This is a genomic window from Actinoplanes sp. NPDC020271 (genome assembly GCF_044388125.1).
Classification (GTDB): Bacteria; Actinomycetota; Actinomycetes; order Mycobacteriales; family Micromonosporaceae; genus Actinoplanes.
In genome coordinates this window covers 15,941-34,376 of the sequence record NZ_JBIRWQ010000037.1, presented here as the reverse complement: position 1 = coordinate 34,376, position 18,436 = coordinate 15,941, and the positions used below count along the sequence as shown (strand labels likewise).

The following is an 18,436-nucleotide window of genomic DNA, read 5'->3' as shown; positions in this document are numbered from 1 at the left end:
ACCCACATCCAGGAATGTCCGACCGTGCTGTCATCGGCAGGTCCGTGCGTTGGCAGGCCCCCTTCCGGTCCAGCCGACGGCGACGGTGCGTCAGTCGGGTGAGGTTGGACGCATCCGGCGCCTGTCAACGCTCGTTGTGGCGGTCGCGCCGCAGCTCCGCGAGCCGGCCGCCGCCGACCGGTGGACCGGGTTGATCCTGGCCGCGCCTACTCAGCTGCGTCCTGCCCGACCCCTCACCCAGGACTTGCGCGGCCTTGGGAAGGTCCGATGGCACCGGAGCGGCTTAACCCGGCCCGGGCGCGGCGAGGGTTGCGGGACCTCCGCGTGACCAGTGCCTCGCCGGTTCCTGCACCGAGACCCGGCTGTCCCGAGACCCGGCTGTCTCGAGACCCGGCCGTCTCGAAACCCGGCCGCTCCGGGGCACGGCCGCCCGGTGGGCTCCGGCAGCCCGCCGCTCGCCGCGACGTGGGACTCATCCTGGTCACCGGTTAGGCATACCAGCGGCCAACCCACCACAGGTGTCGAAGCACAGGCTAAGGCGCTTGCGAGCCGCGGGCCTTCTCCTGGTCGAGGAGAGCGTCGAGGTCGGACAGCCGGCGCAGGCCCTGGAGCGGCTGGCGCATGCGGTGGTTCGCGGCGAACTTCTGCTCGTGACGGGCCAGGAAGTTCCAGTAGCCCGCGGTATAGGGGCAGGCCACGTCGCCGGTCCGGGACTTCGGGTCGTAGCGGCAACCGCGGCAGTAATCGCTCATCCGGTTGATGTAGGCGCCGCCGGCCGCGTAGGGCTTCGTGCTCATGCGGCCTGCGTCGGCGTACTGGCTCATCCCGATGACGTTCGCCGTCATCACCCACTCGTAGCCGTCGACGAAACAGCGGTGGAACCAGTCCGCGACCGCGCCGGGGCGCCAGCCGCGCTGCATGGCGTAGTTGCCGAGCACCATCAGCCGCGGGATGTGGTGGACCCAGCCCCGGTCGCGGACCCCGGCCAGCACGTCCGACAGGCAGCGCGCACCGACCGCGTCCGCGTCCAGCGACGCGAACCACTTCGGCAGATCCCGGCTCGCGTGCAGTTCGTTCCTCGCGCGGTACTCGGGTTCGAAATACCAGTACAGGTGCCAGATGAAGTCGCGCCAGCCGAGGATCTGCCGGATGAAGCCCTCCGCGCTCGACAGCGGAACCGCACCTTCCCGGTACGCCTTCTCGACCCGCTCCACCACCTCGAGCGGATCCAGGAGTCCGAGGTTGATCGCCGGGCTGAGCATGCTGTGCGCCATCAGCGGGTCACCGGCCAGCATCGCGTCCTCGTGCGGGCCGAACGCCGGCAGCCGGTGCGTGACGAAGTGCCGCAGCCGCGCGAGCGCCTCCTTCCGGGTCGCCGGGAACAGCCGCGGCCCGTCGTTGCCGACGAACGTGATGCCGTCCTCCCGCTCCCACCGGTCGAGGTCGGCGCGGACCTCCTCGTCGATCTCGTCCTCGACGATCGCGGGCGGTGCCGGTACGTCGAGCTTCACGGCGCCGCGCGGCGGTGGTTCACGGTTGTCGGCGTCGAGGTTCCAGCGGCCACCGGCCGGTTCGGCCCCGTCCATCAGGATGTCGTGACGTTCCCGGGCGTACCGGTAGAAGTCCTCCAGCCGCAGGTGGTCGCGCCCTCGGGCCCATGTGACGAAGTCCGGCGGCGCGGTGATGAAGCCCCGCGGTGGCAGCATCTCGACGTCCGGCAACCGCCGGATCAGGCCACGTGCCGCCCGCGAGGTGGGATGGCACACCGTGAGTGGTTCGTCGACGGCCTGCGCGTACGTCTCCACGCGCGCCAGCCGCACGTCCCCGTCCCGGGCGCGGTGGCGCAGCGCGGAGAGCACGAGGTGCGCCTTCTGCCGGTGGAACACGCGTCGCCGGAACACCGCCTTCGACTCCACCAGCAGCACGGGCTGGCCCGGCGCGTCCACGAAGTGCGGCCCGAGTTGGTCGGCGAACAGCCAGCGACGACGCATGCCACCATCCTGCCGCCGCCGGTGGACCGGGGTCGCACTTCGGGCGCCGCATAACCCGATGAGAGGAGGAATACACCACAGGATCAGTGCCGGTGAGGAGCGGGCCGCCGCGTTCCGGGGCAGCGCAGGCCTTGGCCGCACGGATGAGAACTGACCTGGACCCGGTGCTGCTGCCGAATCTGATCACGAGACCGAGCACTCGATCGGCGCTTCCCCCGGTTCGGTCATGGCGTGGCTCAGCTGCAGGCGCTGCCGTCGATGGTGCAGGACTTGGGGGCGGCGTCGATCAGGGTCGCGCCGGTCACGCCGAAGCTGATCACCGCCGAGCCGCCGGCCGGGACCTGCGCCGTGCTGCTGGTCGGTACGAACGTCCACGTCGAGCCGTCCTGGGTAGCGGTGGCGCCGGAGACCGAGCTCACCATCAGCGTCGACCGGGGCAGCGTCACGGTCAGCGTCCAGCCGTCCTTCGCCGCCGCGCCCGGGTTCGCGATCGTCACCGTCATCTTGTAGCCGAGCAGCCCACCGGTGACCGACGACGTCCGGTAGGACGCGGTCAGCGGCACCGCGGTGCTCCCGGCCGCCGGTGCCGACGCGGAAGCGCTGGTCATCGGCTTGGTCGTGGTGACCACCGCGCCGAGGCTGGACCGCGCTGCCGCCGATGTCGTGGGCGTGGCCGTCGCCGGTGCCGAGGGGGTGGCGGACGCCACCGGGGAGCCCGGGGCAGCGGCGGCCGGCGCCGACCGGCCGGGCAGTGCCGCCGCCGGGTCGGGCGGGGCAGCCGGGTCGCCGGAGCCGCGGACCAGCACCACGACCAGCAGCGCGGTCCCGGCCAGCGCGGCGACCGCGGCGGTGACGAGAAGCCAGCGCCCCAGACGGCGGCGACGGCCGGGTTCGCGGACCTTCGGGGTCGGCGTCGGGCCGGACTGCAGGGCACTGTAGAGCCGCAGCATCCCGTCGAGCACCACGACGGACAGCGACCGCCGACGCGTACCGGTGTCGTTCATCAGCCGATCACCGGGGCCAGGTCGTCCAGGGTGGTGTCGTTGTCGCTGGTGACCGCGCCGATCAGGGAGGACGGCACGAGCACCTCGGCGACCAGGCCACCGCCGAAACCGTTGGACAGCGCGACCGTGATGCCGTGGCGGGCGGCGAACCGGCCGGTCGCGTAGAGCCCCCACCACGTGCCACCGGCCGGTGGATCGGGTTCGCTCATCACCCGGGCCGCGGTGGCCAGGTCGTCGGCGGTCATTCCCGGCCCGGCGTCGGTGACCGTGATCCGGTAGCCGTCCGGCACGTACTCACCGGAGACCTGGACCGGGGTCTCGGCCGGCGCGAACGTCGCCGCGTTCTCGGCGAGCTCGGCGAGCAGGTGCACCACGTCGGTCACCGCGGGACCGGCGAGGGTGACCGGCTCGACGCGCGCGGTGGACACCCGCTCGTACTCACTGATCTCGGCCGCCGCCGCGCGGACCACCTCGCTGAACGGGACCGGCTGGTCCCAGCCCCGGGCCGGGGTACCGCCGGCCAGCGTGATCGCCTTCTCCAGGTTGCGGCGCATCCGGTTGGCCAGGTGGTCGGCGCGGAACAGGTCACCGAGCGCGTCCTGATCCGCCTCACGACGAGCCAGCGCGTCGAGCAGCCGCAACTGCCGCTGCACCAGGCCCTGGTTGCGTTTCTCCAGGTCACGTAGCAGCGGCTCGAGGCCGCTGTCGCGGGCCGGTCCGCGGGCCGGCGCCTTCTCCCGGCGCGGCCGGGCCGGGCCGGTCCCGGAGCGCCAGGCCAGCAGCAGCATCGCGATCACGGCGATCAACCCCACACCCCCGACAACCCCGGCGCGTACGGCCGTGACCACCGCCCCACTCGTCCCGGCATCGGCGGCCGCTTTCACCCCGCTGGTCTGCTGCGCCCACAACGCGGTGTTGGCGGCGTTGTAGGCGGTGGACCAGGCCGTTCCACCCGTCGCCTGCTCCGACGCGGTGAGGTTCTCGCTGACCGCGATCGGCAGCTCCGCGCCGGCCGCGGACAGCAGCTCCCGTCGTGCGCCGGCAAGGTTCTGAAGACGTACGCGATCAGCGTCTTTGATCTTGTCCTGCGCGGCGAACGCGGCGAGCAGCGCATCCTCCTCGGCGAGCAGCTCGCGGGCCCGGCTCAGGGCGGAGAGCGCGGCAGCCCGGCTGCCCACCTGGTCGGCGAAAACGGTCGGGGTCTCCAGGCCGGCCGGATCGATCAGCGCGGTGTACGCGTCGGCCGTCCGCACCCCACTGAGCTGCCCGCCGTCGGCCTGCGCGCGGACCTCGGGCAGCCGGGCGGTGCGGTCGAGCAGCGCGTCGGCCTGCCGAGTCGCGTCCGAGGCGGACAACCAGCTGCTCACCGCGCCGCGGGCGGTGGACAGTTCCTGCCGCGCGTGGTCGGTGTGCACGCGCTGGGCAGCCGTCTCGCTCGCCGAATGCCCGGCCACCGCGATCCGGCGTTCCGTCTCCAGGGCCAGGACCAGCGCGCCGGCCGGCCCGAACAGGTCGGTGGCGGTGGTGCGCGCCGACGTGACGCGCCGGGCGCCGGCCAGCGCGGGCACGGCCGCCGCGGCCCAGAGCGCGACCAGCAGCGCCAGGCCGGTGATCACTTTCGTTCGGGTGTTCACTGCTCGTCCTCCGGGTCGATCAGGTCACGCAGCCGGCTCAGCAGTTCCGGACGCCCGGTGACCCCGAGACGCTGGCGGATCCGGGCCACGTGGTGCTCCACGGTTTTGGCCGAGAGGTAGAGCCGCTCGGCAATCTGCTTGTAGGTGAGTCCGGAAAGGATCAGTGCGGCGACTTCGCGTTCGCGGTCGCTGAGCAGGCGCGGGCCCTCGTCCAGCGGCACTTCCACCGCGCCGCCCCGCAGACTGCGGGCGCACTCCAGCAGCAGCGTCATCGCCTTGCGGTCGGTGGTGCGGATCGCCGCCTGCCCGACCAGGCGCGCGCCCTCGCCGACCAGGCCCAGCGCGCTCAGACCGCGCGCCGCGTCGATCACCGTCTCGGGCGCGGGTTCGCCCTCCAGGACCTCCAGCCAGCGCGCAGCGGCGGTCGCCACCGCCGCCGTGTACGGACTGAAGTCGCGCACGGCGGCCAGCGCCCGCGCATGCCGCCCGGCCGCTTCGCGGTCCTCGGCGAGGATCGCGGCGTGCAGCCGGCTCCAGTGCAGCGGCGCAGTCCACAACGGTGGATCGCCGAGCGCGGCGAGCAGCCGATCCGCCTCGGCCAGGTGCCCCGCCACCCGGTGCCGCTCGCCGAGCCGGGCGGCGGCCACCGCCAGCTCACCCAGCGGGAGCAGGGTGAACAGGTCGACCGGCTGGCCGATCAGCGCATGGCAGGCGTCCGGCCAGCAACTGCGCAGGCCGACCAGATCCCCCGCGCGGCGACTGAGCCCGGCCCGCAGCGCCCCGGCGAAAAGCCCGTCCCGCCCGGCCCGGCCCTCCTGCGCGAGCCGCCCGTCCCGCCCGGCCCGGCCCTCCTGCGCGAGCCGCCCGTCCGGCCCGGGTTGGGCGTCTCGTGCGAGCCGCCCGTCCCGCCCGGGATCGGCCAGTTGCCCGGCGCTGTAGCCGGTGCCCGACTGGCTGTCCCCTCCGGCTTGGCCGTCCTGCCCGGGCCGGCCGTCAGCTCCCGGTCGCGCGGCCGGCTCCGACCCGGGCTCGCCGTTCGGTCCGCGCCGGCCGGTCGGCGCCGGGACGTCCGGCACATCGACGGATTGGCCGCGTTGCATACCGACCCAGGCCTGCAGCAGCCGGTGCCGGTCGGCGAGCAGGGCACTGCCCGTCCCGGTCCGGACCGCCCGGTCCAGCAGCGCGTCCGCCGTGTCCAACTCGGCGCAGTGCAGGGCGACGATGGCGCCGAGCGCGGCCGGAGTGTCCGGGAGCAGCACGGCCGGACCGGCCGGTCCGATCATCGCAGCCGCCTGGACCAGCGCCGACAGCGCCGCGGCCGGGGTGCCGTCGACGGACTCGGCCATGCCGCGGGCCATGAGCGCGGCGGCCGAATCCAGCAGGGTGGGCGGGGCGGCGCCGGCCTGTCGTGCGTCGGCGGTGCCATCGATGCCGGCGCGCTGTCCGGTTCCGATCAGGGCGACCGTGCTGAACGCGGCGGCGACCGGGGACGGCGACCACCGGAACAGGGTGGCGGCCTGCGCGGTCTGGCCACGCTGGGTGAGAACCGCGGCGGCCACGTAGGCGGCCTCGGCCCGCTGCTCCGGCGTACCCCCGCTGAGCGCTTGATCGGCCAGCCGGGACGCCTCGTCGAGGTCACCGGCGAGCGCCGTAGCCAGCGCGCGCCGGGCCGCCGTGCCCCGACCGGCTCCGGCCGCGGCCGCGAAGAGCTGGGCGGCCAGGCGCGGATCGTCGCCGAGTGCCTCTTCACCGGCCGCCTCGTAGACCGGGCCCAGCCCGCCGACCGCGCCCGGGGCCAGCCCGCCCGGGGTCAGCCCGCCGCCGCTGTCCCGCAACAGGGGCGCGACCAGCGGCAACACCGGGCCACCGCGGGCCAGTTGGAGGGCGGCGAGCCGCTGCCGCACGTCGATGCGGTGCCCGATCGGCCCCAGCGCCGCGATGGCCCGCCGGGCCAGTGGCAGCAGCGTGCCGTCGGCGGCGAGGAGCCCGGTCGCGCGGCCGGCGTCGACCAGCTCGGCGACCGTGCCCGCGTTGCGGCCGAGCAGCGCCGCGACCAGGTCGAACGAGAGCCCGGCGCCGGCCTCGGCGGCCAGCAGCAGCGTGCGGACGTCCGGCTCCAGATCGTCCAGTTCGGGCGCGAACCCCACCAGCGCCTCGGCCGGGGTGCGCGCCTCGACCATCCGCGTGACGTAGCGCGGCACCCCACCGGTCTGCTCGGCGATCGCCGCGACCAGCTCGGGTGAGGGGTTGGTGAGCCGCTCGCGGATCTGCTCGGCGCTCAGCGGGGCCGGCCGGACCGGTTCACGGACGCGACGCAGAAGGTCGACGAGGTCGGCGAGGCCGTCCGGGCGCGGCCACGGACGGCACGCGACGACGATGCGGGCTGAAGGCTTGTCCGCGTACGCCCGAAGCTCCTCGATCTTGATCGGATCCAATCGATGCGCGTCGTCCGCGAGGAGCACCTGCTCGTCCGTCGCTCCGGTTGCCTGCCATGGCGTCGTGACGGGCACGCCGGCGCGTTGCCAGAGTGCCGCGAGCTCGTGCAGGAGCTGGGTCTTGCCGTAACCACCCGGCGCGACGACCACCACCCGCAGCGGCGCATGCGGATCAGCGGCGACCTGAGCGAGCAACTCGGCCGCCGGCGATCCGGCGGGTGCGGCAGCCGCCGGCGAAGCGCCCCGACCGGCGAGTGAGCCGACGGAGGGCAAGGTTTGCGCGGCGCCAGGTGAGGCGGGCGAAGCCATTGCCGGCACGGCGGCGTGCGAGCTGGTCATGACAGGTGCGCTGCTCACTGCTCGCCCGCCCGGACAGCGGCGATCGCGACCGGCGGGCGCGGCGGCCGGCTGCTCGCCACCTGCGGCCAGGCATCCGTCGGCGTCTCGGGTGGGTCGGCCGGCGCCGGGCCGAGCGGCTGCTGTTGCGGCGACGGCCGGTGCGCCCGGGGCCGGACGGCGAGCGCCGCGCCGGCCGCGACCGTCATCGGCGGGTCCTGGTCGCGCAGCACCGGCACCGGGAACGCCGCCGCGAGCAGATCAGACACATGCGGATATACGGGTGCGGAGCCCCCGGCGATCAAGACCGCGGAAAGATCACCGGGTGCGATCCGGCAGTCGCGCACGGTCTGCACGGCCAGATCCACCGTGGGCATCAGGATCGCGCGGGCGTCGGCGGCCGTCGCGCCCTCCACATCGAAGCCGGCGGGCTCGTCCAGCTCGGCGCCGCCGATCAGCTCGAGCCGGCCCGGCCCGTGTGGCGCGGCGACCGTGACCTCGCAGGTGGAGCCCCCGATCCGATACGCCAGGAGCAGTCCGCCGACGGCCGGCACCCGCCCCGCGGCCTGGTGACACTCGACCACCGCCCGCGCCCGGGTGACCAGTGCGGTCTGCGCCAGGTCGGCCTCGGCCAGCGCGGCGTGCACCAGGTGCAGCCGCCCGCCGCCCCAGCCGGACGGATAGGCCAGCGCGACCCGCTCGGGCGGCTCGTCCAGCTGCTGCCAGACCCGGTCGACGACCCAGCGGGCCATCGCGGCGACCAGGCCGTGGGCCGGGAAACGGTCACCGGCGAACAGCATCGGCGAGCTGTCCCCGACCCGCCGCAGATAGCCGCCGACAGCGGTCTCGGCGGGCTGCCGCCCCAGGTCGCCGGGGACGACGTCGCCTTCCGGAGTCATCGCCAGCGCCGAGGAGACCGCCCGGTCGCGCACGCCCAGCGTGACCGGGCGCGGCAGGCCCCAGCCGCGGCCGGGCCCGCTGTCGCGGCGGCACACGGCGGCCCGGGTGCTGCCGGCACCGATGTCGATGCCCAGGACGTACGGCACGTCGTCACTCCTCCCTCACCCGATCGGGACGGATGAGCCGAGTCGTTCGTACCAGATGTCCGAGCTGCGATCTTCCCCCAATTAATCCGCTGTGGAAAACCCTAACCCCCTAATCCCGTACGTCGCGATCGTCCACATCGGTTAGGGGACGCAACCCGATGCCCGCACGCCGCGGCCGCCCTACCTTGGGTTGCGTGCCCGACGCGGCACGGCGAATCGAAGGAGCCTCATGGACTCGTTTCCGACGTTGCAGGAATTCGTGCTGAATCTCATCTACGACCCGTCCGCCCGGTCGGCGTTCGAGCTCGACCCCGAGCAGGCGCTGCACGCGGCCGGCCTGGGTGACATCACCGCCGCCGATGTGCAGCAGGTGATCCCGCTGGTGGTCGACTCGGCCCCGGTCACCGGCCTGCACGGGCTGACCGGGGTGGACGATCTGACGACCGGGGTGGCCGACCTGGACGTGGCCCGCGCGGTCTCACACCTGCAGGCCATCACGGCGCAGGTCGACGCCCCTGCCGCCCACCTCAATGCCGAGGTCAACGGCAACCTGACGGTCAACGCCGCGGTGCTCGGCGTGGCCGGGCAGAGCGGCATCGGCTCGTCGTTCCACGTGTCCGGGATCGGCACCGACCCGGCCCAGCACCTGGACACCCACCTGGACACCCAGGTCGTCCAGACCGTGGATCACACCGTCACCACGGTGGACACCGTCGTGCCGACCCTCGACAGCGGACCGGAGACGGTCCACCACCTTCCGTCAACGGCACCCCTCGATCACGTTCCGAGCCTTGACGGGGCCGGGCTCGGCGGGGCAACCTCTTCGATCGGATCGGTAATTACGCCGGATTTGGGACATGTGCTGTCGCCGGATCCGGTCGAAACCGTGCACGACACCGTCACCGGCACCGTCAACGGCGTGACCGGCACCGTCGGTGACGTGCTGCACGGGGTCACCGGCGTGACCGGCGCGGCGGGCGACACGGCCCACGAGACCACGCACGGGCTGCTGGGCGACCTTCACCTGTAGGACGAGAGACGGAGCGGGCGCGCATGACGACTTGGGAGACCGGACCCACGGCCTATGCGGGTCCGGCCTCTCTCACCCCGCCGGCCCGGGTGCCGTCCCCTCGGACGGAATCCGATCCGCTGCGGGCGTCCGGCGCCCTGCTCTGGCTCGACGTGCTCGACTCGACCATCCGGGCGTGCGGCGAGCACGGACGCTCCGAGCTGGCCGAGTGGCTGACGCGGCGCCGCGCCCAACTGCTGCACCCGGAGCTGCGGGTGCTGGTCGTCGGGGCGGCCCAGCAGGGCAAGAGCCAGCTTATCAACGCACTGGTCAACGCCGAGGTCTGTGCCGGCACCGGCGTTCCGACCGTGGTCCGGCACGCGTCCGCGCCCGGCGCGCAGCTGATCCGGCGCGGCTCGGCGGGCGCCGACTGGACCGCCGAGGTCGGTATCCAGGACCGGATCCCGCTGAACCTCGACCGTCTCGGCACCTCGATCGCCGAGACCGCGGCGCGGCTCCCGGCCGGCGCGCCCGTGCACGCCGACGTGGCCGTGCCCCGGTCGCTGCTGGCCGGCGGCCTGGTCCTGATCGACACACCACCGCTGCCCGGACTGTCCGGCTTCGTCGATGCCCCGGCCGGCGGATCGGCCGGCGCCGCCGGCTTCCCGGTCCGCTCGGCCGGCGGTGCCGGCCGCTCCGCCGACGCTGCCGGCTTCTCTGTCCGCCCGGCCGACGGTGCCGGCCGCTCTGCCGGCGCCGCCGAGTTCGCTCTCCGCTCGGCAGGCGTCGCTGCCGGGGCCGGGGAGCCTCCCGTCCGCGCCGCCGAGCGTGCAGGCCGCTCTGCTGACGCCGCCGCCCGCGGGGCCGAGTCCGCCGGCCGGGCTGCCGAGTCCGCCGCCCGCGGGGCCGAGTCCGCCGGCCGGGCTGCCGACGCTGCTGCTCGCGTGGCCAGCGACCTGGCCGGCAGCGCCGGGGCGGACGTCGTCCTCTACGCCTGCGACGCGGATCGTGGGCTCGGTGACGCCGAGCTTGCCGTGCTGCGGGGCTTCGCCCGCTTCCATCCCGGGCTGCTGGTGGTCCTCACCAAGACCGACTACGCCGCCGACTGGCGCCGGACCCTGGCCGACAGCCGCGCCCGGCTGGCTCGCGCCGGGGTGCCCGCCGCGACCACCGCCGTCTCCTCGGCGCTGCGGCTGCACGCGCTGAAGACCGGCGACACCGTCCTCAACGGCGAGTCCGGCTTCCCCGACCTGATCGTTCATCTGCAACGCACGATCGCGGCCAAACCCGACAAGCTGGCCCGCGACACTGTCGCCCGGCTGGCCGGGGTCGCGCTGGCCGAGCTCGCCGCCCCGCTGCGCGACGACTTGGCCGCGCAGCACCACGCCGGGGTGCCGGACGCCGTGGCCCGCCTGCACGCCACCCAGCGACGCCTCGACGACCTGCGCAAATGCGCTGTCCGCTGGCAGAACAGCCTGTCCGACGAGATCGGCGACCTGATGTCCGACGTCGAGCACGACCTGCGCGAGCGGACCAGGGCGGTGCTCGCCCAGGCCGAGGAGTTCTTCGCCGACGCCGACCCGGCCAAGGCCTGGGACGAGTTCGAGCCGTGGCTGCGGCAGTCCCTGCAGGAGCTGGCCGAGACCAGCACCACCTGGCTCGCCGACCGCACCGAGTGGATGGCGCACCGCGTGGCCGGGTGTTTCCCGCCCGAGGCCGGCGAGGTCCTGCCACCGCCCGCGATTGCCGCGGCTGTCGACGACGGCGCCGACGATCAGGTGCCGGGCCTGGACGCGCCGCCCGTCGCCCGCTTCAGTCCCGGGCAGAAACTGTTCATCGGCCTGCGCGGGTCGTACGGCGGGGTGGTCATGTTCGGCCTGGTCACCAGCCTCGCCGGGATGTCGCTGATCAACCCGATCTCGATCGGCGGCGGCGCGATCTTCGGCGGCAAGACGATCCGCGACGAGAGCAAGTCGCTGCTGAAGAAGCGGCAGGCCGAGGCGAAGGCCCTGGTGGCGCGGCACATCGACGACGTTTTCGTGCGGCTCAACAAAGAGGCCCGCGACAGCGTACGGCGGGTCCAGCGAGCCCTGCGGGACCATTTCACCGCGGTCACCGAGGACCTGCAGGAGATCGTCATGGACTCGCTCCGCAACGCGAAAGCCGCCGCCGATCAGGATGTCGCCGCCCGCGAGCAGCACCGCCGCCGCCTCCAGGAGGAGTTGGCCGCGCTCGCCCGGCTGCACTCCGAGGCACTGGCGCTGGCCGGTGTCCGCGCGTGATCGACGACGAGGAACTCGAACAGCGCACGTACCGGTTGCTGAACGACGCGGCGCACGTCTACCGGGCGGTCCCGCCGGCCGCCGCGGTGTTGCGCTCCACCCTGGACCGGCTCGCCGGCCCGCTGCGCATCGCGGTTGCCGGCCCACCCGGGTCCGGCAAGTCGACGCTGGTGAACGCACTGATCGGGGAGGAGCTGGCACCGGTCGAGCTGTCCGCCGAGGTGGCGTATCGGGACGGGACCGAACCGCGGGCGTGGTGGCGTGACGCCGAGATCCCTGTGGTCCGTACCGGGTCCGGCCTGCGGCTGACGCCGGATGCCCGGCACACCGGTGGCCCCGGCGGGCGTGCCGTGGTCGAGTGGCCGAGCCGGGTGTTGCGGCGCACCGAGCTGATCGACGCGCGGGGGCCGGCGGCCGACGCGGACGCGATCCTCTACGTGACTCCGCAACTCGGCGAGGAGGAGCTGCGGACGGTGCGGGCGGCCCGCGGGCGGCTGGCACCCCCGGTGCACGTCATGATCGTCCTGTCCCGGGCCGACGCTACCGGCGGCGGGTGGGCCGACGCGCTGCTGACCGCGAAACAGATGGCCCGGCGGCGGCGGCGCGAACCGCGTACGGGAATGGTCTCTCAAGATCTTTTGGCAGTGTCCCCGCTGATCGCGGCGGCGGCGCGAACCCTCGCCGGCGAGGAGTTCGCGGTGATCGCCGCGCTGGCCGCCCTGCCGAAGGCCGAGTCCGAGCCGCACCTGCTCTCCACCGACCGGTTCACCGCGGCCACGGCCCTGGCCCCGGTCGACGCGCAGCGCCGGGTCCGGCTCCTGCAACGGTTCGGGCTCGGCGGCGTCCGGCTGGCGCTGACCCTCGCCCGGACCGGCAGTGACACCCCCGCCGCGCTCGCCGAACGACTCCAGGAGCACAGCGGGCTCAAGGAGCTGCAGGCCTCGATCGCGACGCTGTTCACCGCCCGCCGGCCGGTGCTGCGGGCCCGGGCGGCGTTGACCACCCTGGACCGGTTGCTCCGCACGCACCGTAACCCGGCCGCCGGGAATCTGCTCGCCCAGCTCGAACTGCTCGTCGCCGAAGCCCACGAGCTGCGGGAACTGCGGCTGCTGTCCGCCCTGCGGTCCGGCCGTGTCACCGTGCCCCGCGACCACGCGGTCGACGCGGCGCGGCTGCTCGGCGGCTCCGGCACCAGCGTCGGCGAACGCCTCGGCATGTCCCCGGACGCCACCGCCGCCGAGACCTGGGCCGCGGCGCGGGCGGCGGGCGAGCGGTGGCGCGGCCTGGCTCACGGCCGCACGCTGACCCCGGCCGCGCGTCGCGCCGCCGAAACCGTCCTGGCCAGTTCCGACCTGATCGCCGACCGGCTCGACCGGCTCGCCGCGCCGATCTCGTGATCCGAGGCGACCGGACCGGCTGCCGGCGCCCCGGACCCACGTCGAGGCGCGCCCGGCTCCGGGCTCGTTCTCGCGCTCGGCAACGACAGGCACCGGTACCCGGGCGCCGTCGGGCTCGTTCGAAGTAAGGGCACCTGAAAGTGCCTTCTGTCCGGTCGCTCCTTACGGACCTAGCGTCGGCGACATGAGCGAGCACCGGATTCACACGTTCACCGCCGGCGAGGCGGGACTGTTCGTCAACAGCTACCTGGTGGAGAGTGACGACGGCGTCGTGCTGGTCGACGCGAGTCTGCTGCTCTCCGACTCACGGGCGCTGGCGGAGCGCGTCGCGGAGGTGGGCAAGCCGCTGCTCGGGGTCTTCGTCACGCACGCGCACCCGGATCATTTCAACGGGTTGCCGGTCGTCGCGGGCGACGGGGTGCCCGTCTACGCGTCGGCGGAGGTCGCGGACACGATCGCCCGGATCGCGGAGCCGAAGCGGGCGCAGTGGCAGCCGGTCTACGGGGACGAGTGGCCGGACAAGCACCGGGTTCCGGACCACCGGCTGTCCGACGGGGAGGTGGTCGACCTGGCCGGGCTGCGGTTCACGCTGCACACGGCCGGGGCGGCGGAGAGCCACGCCGACTCCTACGTCGTACTGGATGATCGGGTCTTTATTGGTGATCTTGCGTTTCCCGGGGTGCACTCCTACACCGCGGACGGGCACACCGGTGACTGGCTCGCGACGCTGGATCGCCTGGTCACCGAGCTGGAGGGGCGGACGCTGCTGCCCGGTCACGGGACGCCGGGCGGCGTGGAACTGCTCGTCGAGCAGCGGCGTTACCTGACGGCGTATCGGGAAGCGGTCACCCGGCTGGCCGGAGGAGCGCCGAGCCTGACCGGCGAGCAGCGGGAGCGCCTGACCGCGGAGATGACCGAGTTCCTGCCCGGTGCGCCGCTGACCTGGATGATCGGGCTCGGCGCGGACGCGGTCGCGGCCGAGCTGGCCGGCTGAGCCGCGCCCGGCACGAGAACGAGACGGCGAAGACGGGCCAGGCCACCTCCGCGGTGTCCCGGGGACCGCGGAGGCACCACCCCCGGACCGGCCCGATTTCCCAGGTCACCTCGCTGATCCGGACCAGCGTTCCACCGCACGCGACGACACTCTTACCGAGTTGCGCATCGGCTGAGCGCCGTCATACGGTCGGGGTGGCCGGTTGAGAGGCGCTGCGACGGACCACGGTCCGCCACGCTCAGCCGGTTTCTCCGACGCAAGGGCGCCTCCTGATCAGGGGAGGCGTCGATGGCGCGGCCGATGAACCATCCTTCACCCCGCAGCGGGCCCGAAGCGGCCGGCGCTGCGGGCCCCGGCCACGCCGAGAAAGGCTCGATCGTCGGGTTGCTGACCTTGACCGGGGCGGCGTTCCTGTCGGTCACGGTGGAGATGCTGCCGACCGGGTTGTTGCCCGCGATCAGCGACAGTCTCCACGTGCCGGTTTCCCGGGCCGGGTTGCTGGTCACGGCGTACGCGCTGATGGTCGCTCTTCTCGCGGCCCCGCTGGGCGCCTGGACCGCCCGGTTCCCCCGCCGTCCGCTGCTCGTCGCGGCCCTCGGCGGGTACGCGATCAGTGCTGTGATCAGCGCGCTCGCCGGCAACTTCGCGGTGGCGCTGGCCGCGCGGATCGCCGGTGGAACCATGCACGCGCTGTTCTGGGCGATCGCCGTCGGCTACGCGGTCCGCCTGGTCCCGCCCGGTAGCACCGGCCGCGCCGCCACGTTCGTCTTCGGTGGCGGCACGATCGCGTTCGTGGCCGGTGTCCCGGCCGGCACGTCGTTGGGTGAACTCGTCGGCTGGCGGCTCGCGTTCGGGCTGCTCGCCGGCTCGTTCGTGGTGCTGGCGCTGGCCCTGCGGTGGCTGCTCCCGGCGTTTCCGGGCTCGGCCGCCGGCACTTCCGCCGGCCTCTCGCGGGTGTTGCGCACGCCCGGTATCGGAACGGTCGTGGCCGTGACCGTCGTGCTCTGCCTGGGCTTCTACGGGTTCTACACCTACGTGGCGACGTTCCTGCGCCATGCCGGTGTCCCGGAGAGCGCGGTCGGGCCGTCGCTGCTGGCCTACGGCGTGACCAACGGCATCGGGATCTTCCTCGGCGGGGTTCTCGCCGACCGCCGGCCCCGGCGGTCGATGCTGATCGCGGTCTCCGGGCTGACCGCCGCCCTGGGCCTGGCCGCTGCCGCGAGCGGGGTGGTGCCGGCGGTGCTGGCGCTGGCCGCGTGCGGGCTGGCGTTCGGCACGATGCCGGTGTTCCTGCAGGCGGCGGCGTTGCGGGTGGCGCCCGAGGCGCCGGACGCCGCGTCCGGGCTGACCACGTCGGCGTTCAACGTCGGGATCGGCGGGGGAGCGCTGCTCGGCGCGACCGTTCTTGATCACGCGGGGATCAGTGCGGTTCCGGCGGTCGGGGCGGGGCTCGCGGTCTGCGGCCTGGTGATCGTGCTGTTCGGAGGGCGTGCGGCCTTCACCGGAGATGTCCGCTCAGGCCGGCGACGGGGCGCGGGCGCGCCGGACAACTGACCGCTCAGGATCGGGCGTGCGCGCGATGTCGCGCACCCGCCGCACACCGGGAACAGCCCAGAACGCCGACTCCGTCGCGAGCTCGGCCGGCCCCGGAGGGCGGTGTATCGCCGAGCACAGATCCGTCCGGAAGTGGACGACCGGATCACCCGCGCCATATCGTTGACACGTCAATCAGGGAGGCGCGCATGGCCGGTCAACGGAAGCTGCCCACACGCGACGAGCTGCGCGTCTGGCGCGACTTCGTCGAGACCACCGAGTCGCTGCGCGGCCGCCTCGCCGCCCGGCTGCAGACCGACACCGGCCTCTCCACCGGCGACTACACCGTGCTGCTCGCGCTCAGCGAGGCCGACGGCGGCCGCCTGCGCTCCTCCGACCTGGCGGCCGGCATCGGCTGGGAGCGCAGCCGCCTCTCGCACCACCTCGGCCGGATGGAGAAACGCGGCCTGATCCGCCGCGAGGAGTGTGTCACCGACAGCCGCGGCGCCGAGGTCGTGCTCGCGCCCGACGGCAACGACGCCTTCCGCGCGGCGACCGTCCCGCACCTGCAGGCCGTCCGCGAACTGTTCGTCGACGCGCTGACCCCGGCCCAGCTGGCCGCCGCCGGGGAGATCGCCGCCGCGCTGCGCCGGCATCTGGAAAGTGCCTGATGCGCCGCGCATCCGTGGTCGTCATCGGCGGTGGCCAGGCCGGGCTCTCCGCCGCCTACCACCTCAAGAGGCGCGGCTTCGCCGACGCATCCCAAGATCAAGACCAATCTGCGCGTACGTTCATAGTCCTCGACGCGGCCCCGACCGCCGGCGGCGCGTGGAGCCGGCGGTGGGAGTCGCTGCGCATGGCGACCGTCAACGGGATCTTCGACCTGCCACGCTTCCCGAAGCCCGCGATCGACCCCGAGGAGCCGAGCCGGACCGCGGTGCCGCGTTACTTCGCGGCCTTCGAGCGCGCGGAGGGGCTGCCGATTCTGCGGCCGGTGACGGTTCACGCCGTACGGGAAGCGGGTCTTGATCTTGTTGTTGAGTCGGACGCGGGGGAGTGGACCACGCAGGCGGTGATCAACGCGACCGGGACGTGGACGAACCCGGTGCTGCCGCGCTATCCCGGGCAGGAGACGTTCCGGGGGCGGCAGTTGCACACACGCGACTACGGGTCGGCGTCGGAGTTCGCGGGCAAGCGGGTCGCGGTCGTCGGCGGCGGAATCTCGGCGGTGCAGCTGCTCGAGGAGATCTCGCGGGTCGCGACGACGTTCTGGTATACGCGGCGCGAGCCGTTCTTCCGCGCCGACGGGTTCGAGCCCGAGGTCGCCGGCCGCGAGACGATCGCCAAGGTCATCGCCGACGTCGAAGCGGGACGGCCGACCGGCAGCGTGGTGTCCTACACCGGGCTGGCGTGGACGCCCTACGCGCTCGCGGCCAGGGAACGCGGCGCGCTGGAACGGCGACCGATGTTCACGGCCGTCGAACCGGCCGGGGTGCGCGAGGCCGACGGCTCGTTCACCGAGGTCGACGTCATCCTGTGGGCGACCGGGTTCAAGGCGGCGCTCGCCCACCTCGACCCGTTGCACCTGCGCAACGCCGACGGCGGCATCCGGATGGCAGGCACCCAGGTCGCCGCCGACCCCCGCATCCACCTGATCGGTTTCGGACCGTCGCAGTCGACAGTCGGGGCCAACCGAGCCGGCCGGGAGGCGGTCACCGCGCTGCTGCGTCGTATGACTCCCGTGCCTTGAGGATGTCGTCCATCCGCTCGTAGGCCCAGCTGCGGATCCCGCCGACGACACCGAGCAGGCTCTGACCGAGATCGGTCAACTCATACTCCACCTTCGGCGGGATCGTCGGGAAGACGGTCCGCGTGACCGGGCCGTCCCGCTCCAGGCCGCGCAGGACCGTGGTCAGCACCTTCTGGTTGAGGCCCTGGATCCGGGTCTGCAGCGCGGAGAAGCGGGCCGGGCCCTCCTCCAGCGCGTGGATCACCAGCAGCGTCCACTTGTCACCGACCCGGTCGACGACCTGACGGGTCGGCCAGTGCCTGCGTCCCGCGTCGACGCTCCCACCCGCCGTGACAGCTCCATCAGGCCGGAAGAGGCTCAGTGATCGACGACCGATTTGCTGAGCAGGGCAATGGCGATGTTGATCACCACGATCATGGCGAAACAAGTAGCTGTCGCGCGATTCCCCACCGCATACAGCGCCAGCGTGGCCGAGCCGAATACGAGCCCCTTCACCACGAGTACACCGACGAGCGGCAATGAGACCGTTGCCTTGGGCGAAGCGAACAGCCCCCACACGATCGCCGCCAGCAGGGGCGCTCCGACGGCAAGCGCGACCTTGGCCGCGACGCCGGGGCCTGCTTTGAAACCCCAGTAGCCCAGTGCGGCCAGTGCCACCAGTTCGAGAAGAAAGGCCAGTAGGTCGTTGACATGCCTCATGAAGTCCGTCGCATCTCCTCGTTCAGGACCACCGAGCTTTCACCCACCCGATCCCGCGGACCGGCGGGGGCCACACCCCGATGGGAGGGCTCCAGGCAGGACATCGGATCGCCCGGGACCCAGCGTCCCCGCCGGCGCGATCGCCATCCTGTCTTACGCGCGATCTTGTTGTCCAGCAGGACCTTCGGTCACCCCACCGCGACCGAGATCGATGCCCCCGAAGTTGCTGAGGCCTCACCACGGGCGGCGCCGCCAGGACCCCGGCACGGGCCGCGGTGGCGCTGCCCGTCCGGGCGCAGCCGGGGGAGGTGCGGGCCGGGCCGGGC

The 18,436-nt window shown here is 73.5% G+C and carries 14 protein-coding genes and 1 riboswitch; of the genes, 7 read left to right on the top strand and 7 right to left on the bottom strand.

All coding sequences use genetic code 11. The annotated features are described in order from the left end of the window. Nucleotides 1–533: 533 nt before the first annotated feature. From ACH442_RS43540 to ACH442_RS43520, 5 genes are all read right to left on the bottom strand, one after another. A complete protein-coding gene (locus tag ACH442_RS43540) occupies nucleotides 534–1,991 on the bottom strand; it encodes a cryptochrome/photolyase family protein (protein WP_396344043.1) in 1,458 nt (485 codons plus the stop codon). Nucleotides 1,992–2,227: 236 nt separating this feature from the next. Further along, entirely contained in the window at nucleotides 2,228–2,995 is a 768-nt protein-coding gene (locus ACH442_RS43535) for a cellulose binding domain-containing protein (protein WP_396344042.1), read from the bottom strand. After that, nucleotides 2,995–4,629 carry a nitrate- and nitrite sensing domain-containing protein gene (locus tag ACH442_RS43530; protein WP_396344041.1) on the bottom strand — a complete coding sequence of 545 codons (1,635 nt, stop codon included), beginning with the start codon at nucleotides 4,627–4,629 and terminating at the stop codon, nucleotides 2,995–2,997. Before ACH442_RS43530 ends, ACH442_RS43535 begins: the two co-directional genes overlap by 1 nt. Beyond that, nucleotides 4,626–7,403 (bottom strand): LuxR C-terminal-related transcriptional regulator, encoded by a 2,778-nt coding sequence (locus ACH442_RS43525; RefSeq protein ID WP_396344040.1) that lies wholly within the window; start codon nucleotides 7,401–7,403, stop codon nucleotides 4,626–4,628. The genes ACH442_RS43530 and ACH442_RS43525 overlap by 4 nt, the downstream gene beginning before the upstream one ends. A 14-nt stretch (nucleotides 7,404–7,417) precedes the next feature. Further along, nucleotides 7,418–8,446, bottom strand: coding sequence for a hypothetical protein (locus ACH442_RS43520; protein WP_396344039.1), 1,029 nt, complete (start codon nucleotides 8,444–8,446; stop codon nucleotides 7,418–7,420). A 229-nt stretch (nucleotides 8,447–8,675) separates the two neighbouring features. Here ACH442_RS43520 and ACH442_RS43515 point away from each other — a divergent pair, with 229 nt between their 5' ends. The 7 genes from ACH442_RS43515 (at nucleotide 8,676) to ACH442_RS43485 (ending at nucleotide 17,411) form a co-directional block, all read left to right on the top strand. After that, entirely contained in the window at nucleotides 8,676–9,476 is an 801-nt protein-coding gene (locus tag ACH442_RS43515; RefSeq protein WP_396344038.1) for an IniB N-terminal domain-containing protein, read from the top strand. A gap of 23 nt (nucleotides 9,477–9,499) precedes the next feature. Then, nucleotides 9,500–11,737, top strand: a complete 2,238-nt coding sequence (locus ACH442_RS43510; protein WP_396344037.1) for a hypothetical protein — start codon at nucleotides 9,500–9,502, stop codon at nucleotides 11,735–11,737. After that, nucleotides 11,734–13,134, top strand: coding sequence for a hypothetical protein (locus tag ACH442_RS43505; protein ID WP_396344036.1), 1,401 nt, complete (start codon nucleotides 11,734–11,736; stop codon nucleotides 13,132–13,134). Before ACH442_RS43510 ends, ACH442_RS43505 begins: the two co-directional genes overlap by 4 nt. A 184-nt stretch (nucleotides 13,135–13,318) precedes the next feature. Beyond that, nucleotides 13,319–14,128 (top strand): MBL fold metallo-hydrolase, encoded by an 810-nt coding sequence (locus ACH442_RS43500; protein WP_396344035.1) that lies wholly within the window; start codon nucleotides 13,319–13,321, stop codon nucleotides 14,126–14,128. A gap of 198 nt (nucleotides 14,129–14,326) precedes the next feature. Continuing rightward, nucleotides 14,327–14,403, top strand: a riboswitch (S-adenosyl-L-homocysteine riboswitch). Nucleotides 14,404–14,416: 13 nt separating this feature from the next. Continuing rightward, nucleotides 14,417–15,682: an MFS transporter gene (locus ACH442_RS43495; protein WP_396344034.1), complete on the top strand. Its 1,266-nt coding sequence runs from the start codon at nucleotides 14,417–14,419 to the stop codon at nucleotides 15,680–15,682. Nucleotides 15,683–15,870: 188 nt separating this feature from the next. Continuing rightward, on the top strand, nucleotides 15,871–16,332 hold the full coding sequence (locus ACH442_RS43490; RefSeq protein WP_396344033.1) for a MarR family winged helix-turn-helix transcriptional regulator: 462 nt from the start codon (nucleotides 15,871–15,873) through the stop codon (nucleotides 16,330–16,332). Next, nucleotides 16,332–17,411, top strand: a complete 1,080-nt coding sequence (locus ACH442_RS43485) for an NAD(P)-binding domain-containing protein (protein ID WP_396344032.1) — start codon at nucleotides 16,332–16,334, stop codon at nucleotides 17,409–17,411. Before ACH442_RS43490 ends, ACH442_RS43485 begins: the two co-directional genes overlap by 1 nt. Here the strand turns inward: ACH442_RS43485 and ACH442_RS43480 are convergent. Both ACH442_RS43480 and ACH442_RS43475 read right to left on the bottom strand, forming a co-directional pair. Further along, nucleotides 17,374–17,838, bottom strand: a complete 465-nt coding sequence (locus tag ACH442_RS43480; RefSeq protein ID WP_396344031.1) for a winged helix-turn-helix transcriptional regulator — start codon at nucleotides 17,836–17,838, stop codon at nucleotides 17,374–17,376. The two genes, ACH442_RS43485 and ACH442_RS43480, sit on opposite strands and share 38 nt — an antisense overlap. Beyond that, on the bottom strand, nucleotides 17,769–18,110 hold the full coding sequence (locus ACH442_RS43475) for a YrdB family protein (protein WP_396344030.1): 342 nt from the start codon (nucleotides 18,108–18,110) through the stop codon (nucleotides 17,769–17,771). Before ACH442_RS43475 ends, ACH442_RS43480 begins: the two co-directional genes overlap by 70 nt. Nucleotides 18,111–18,436: the final 326 nt, after the last annotated feature.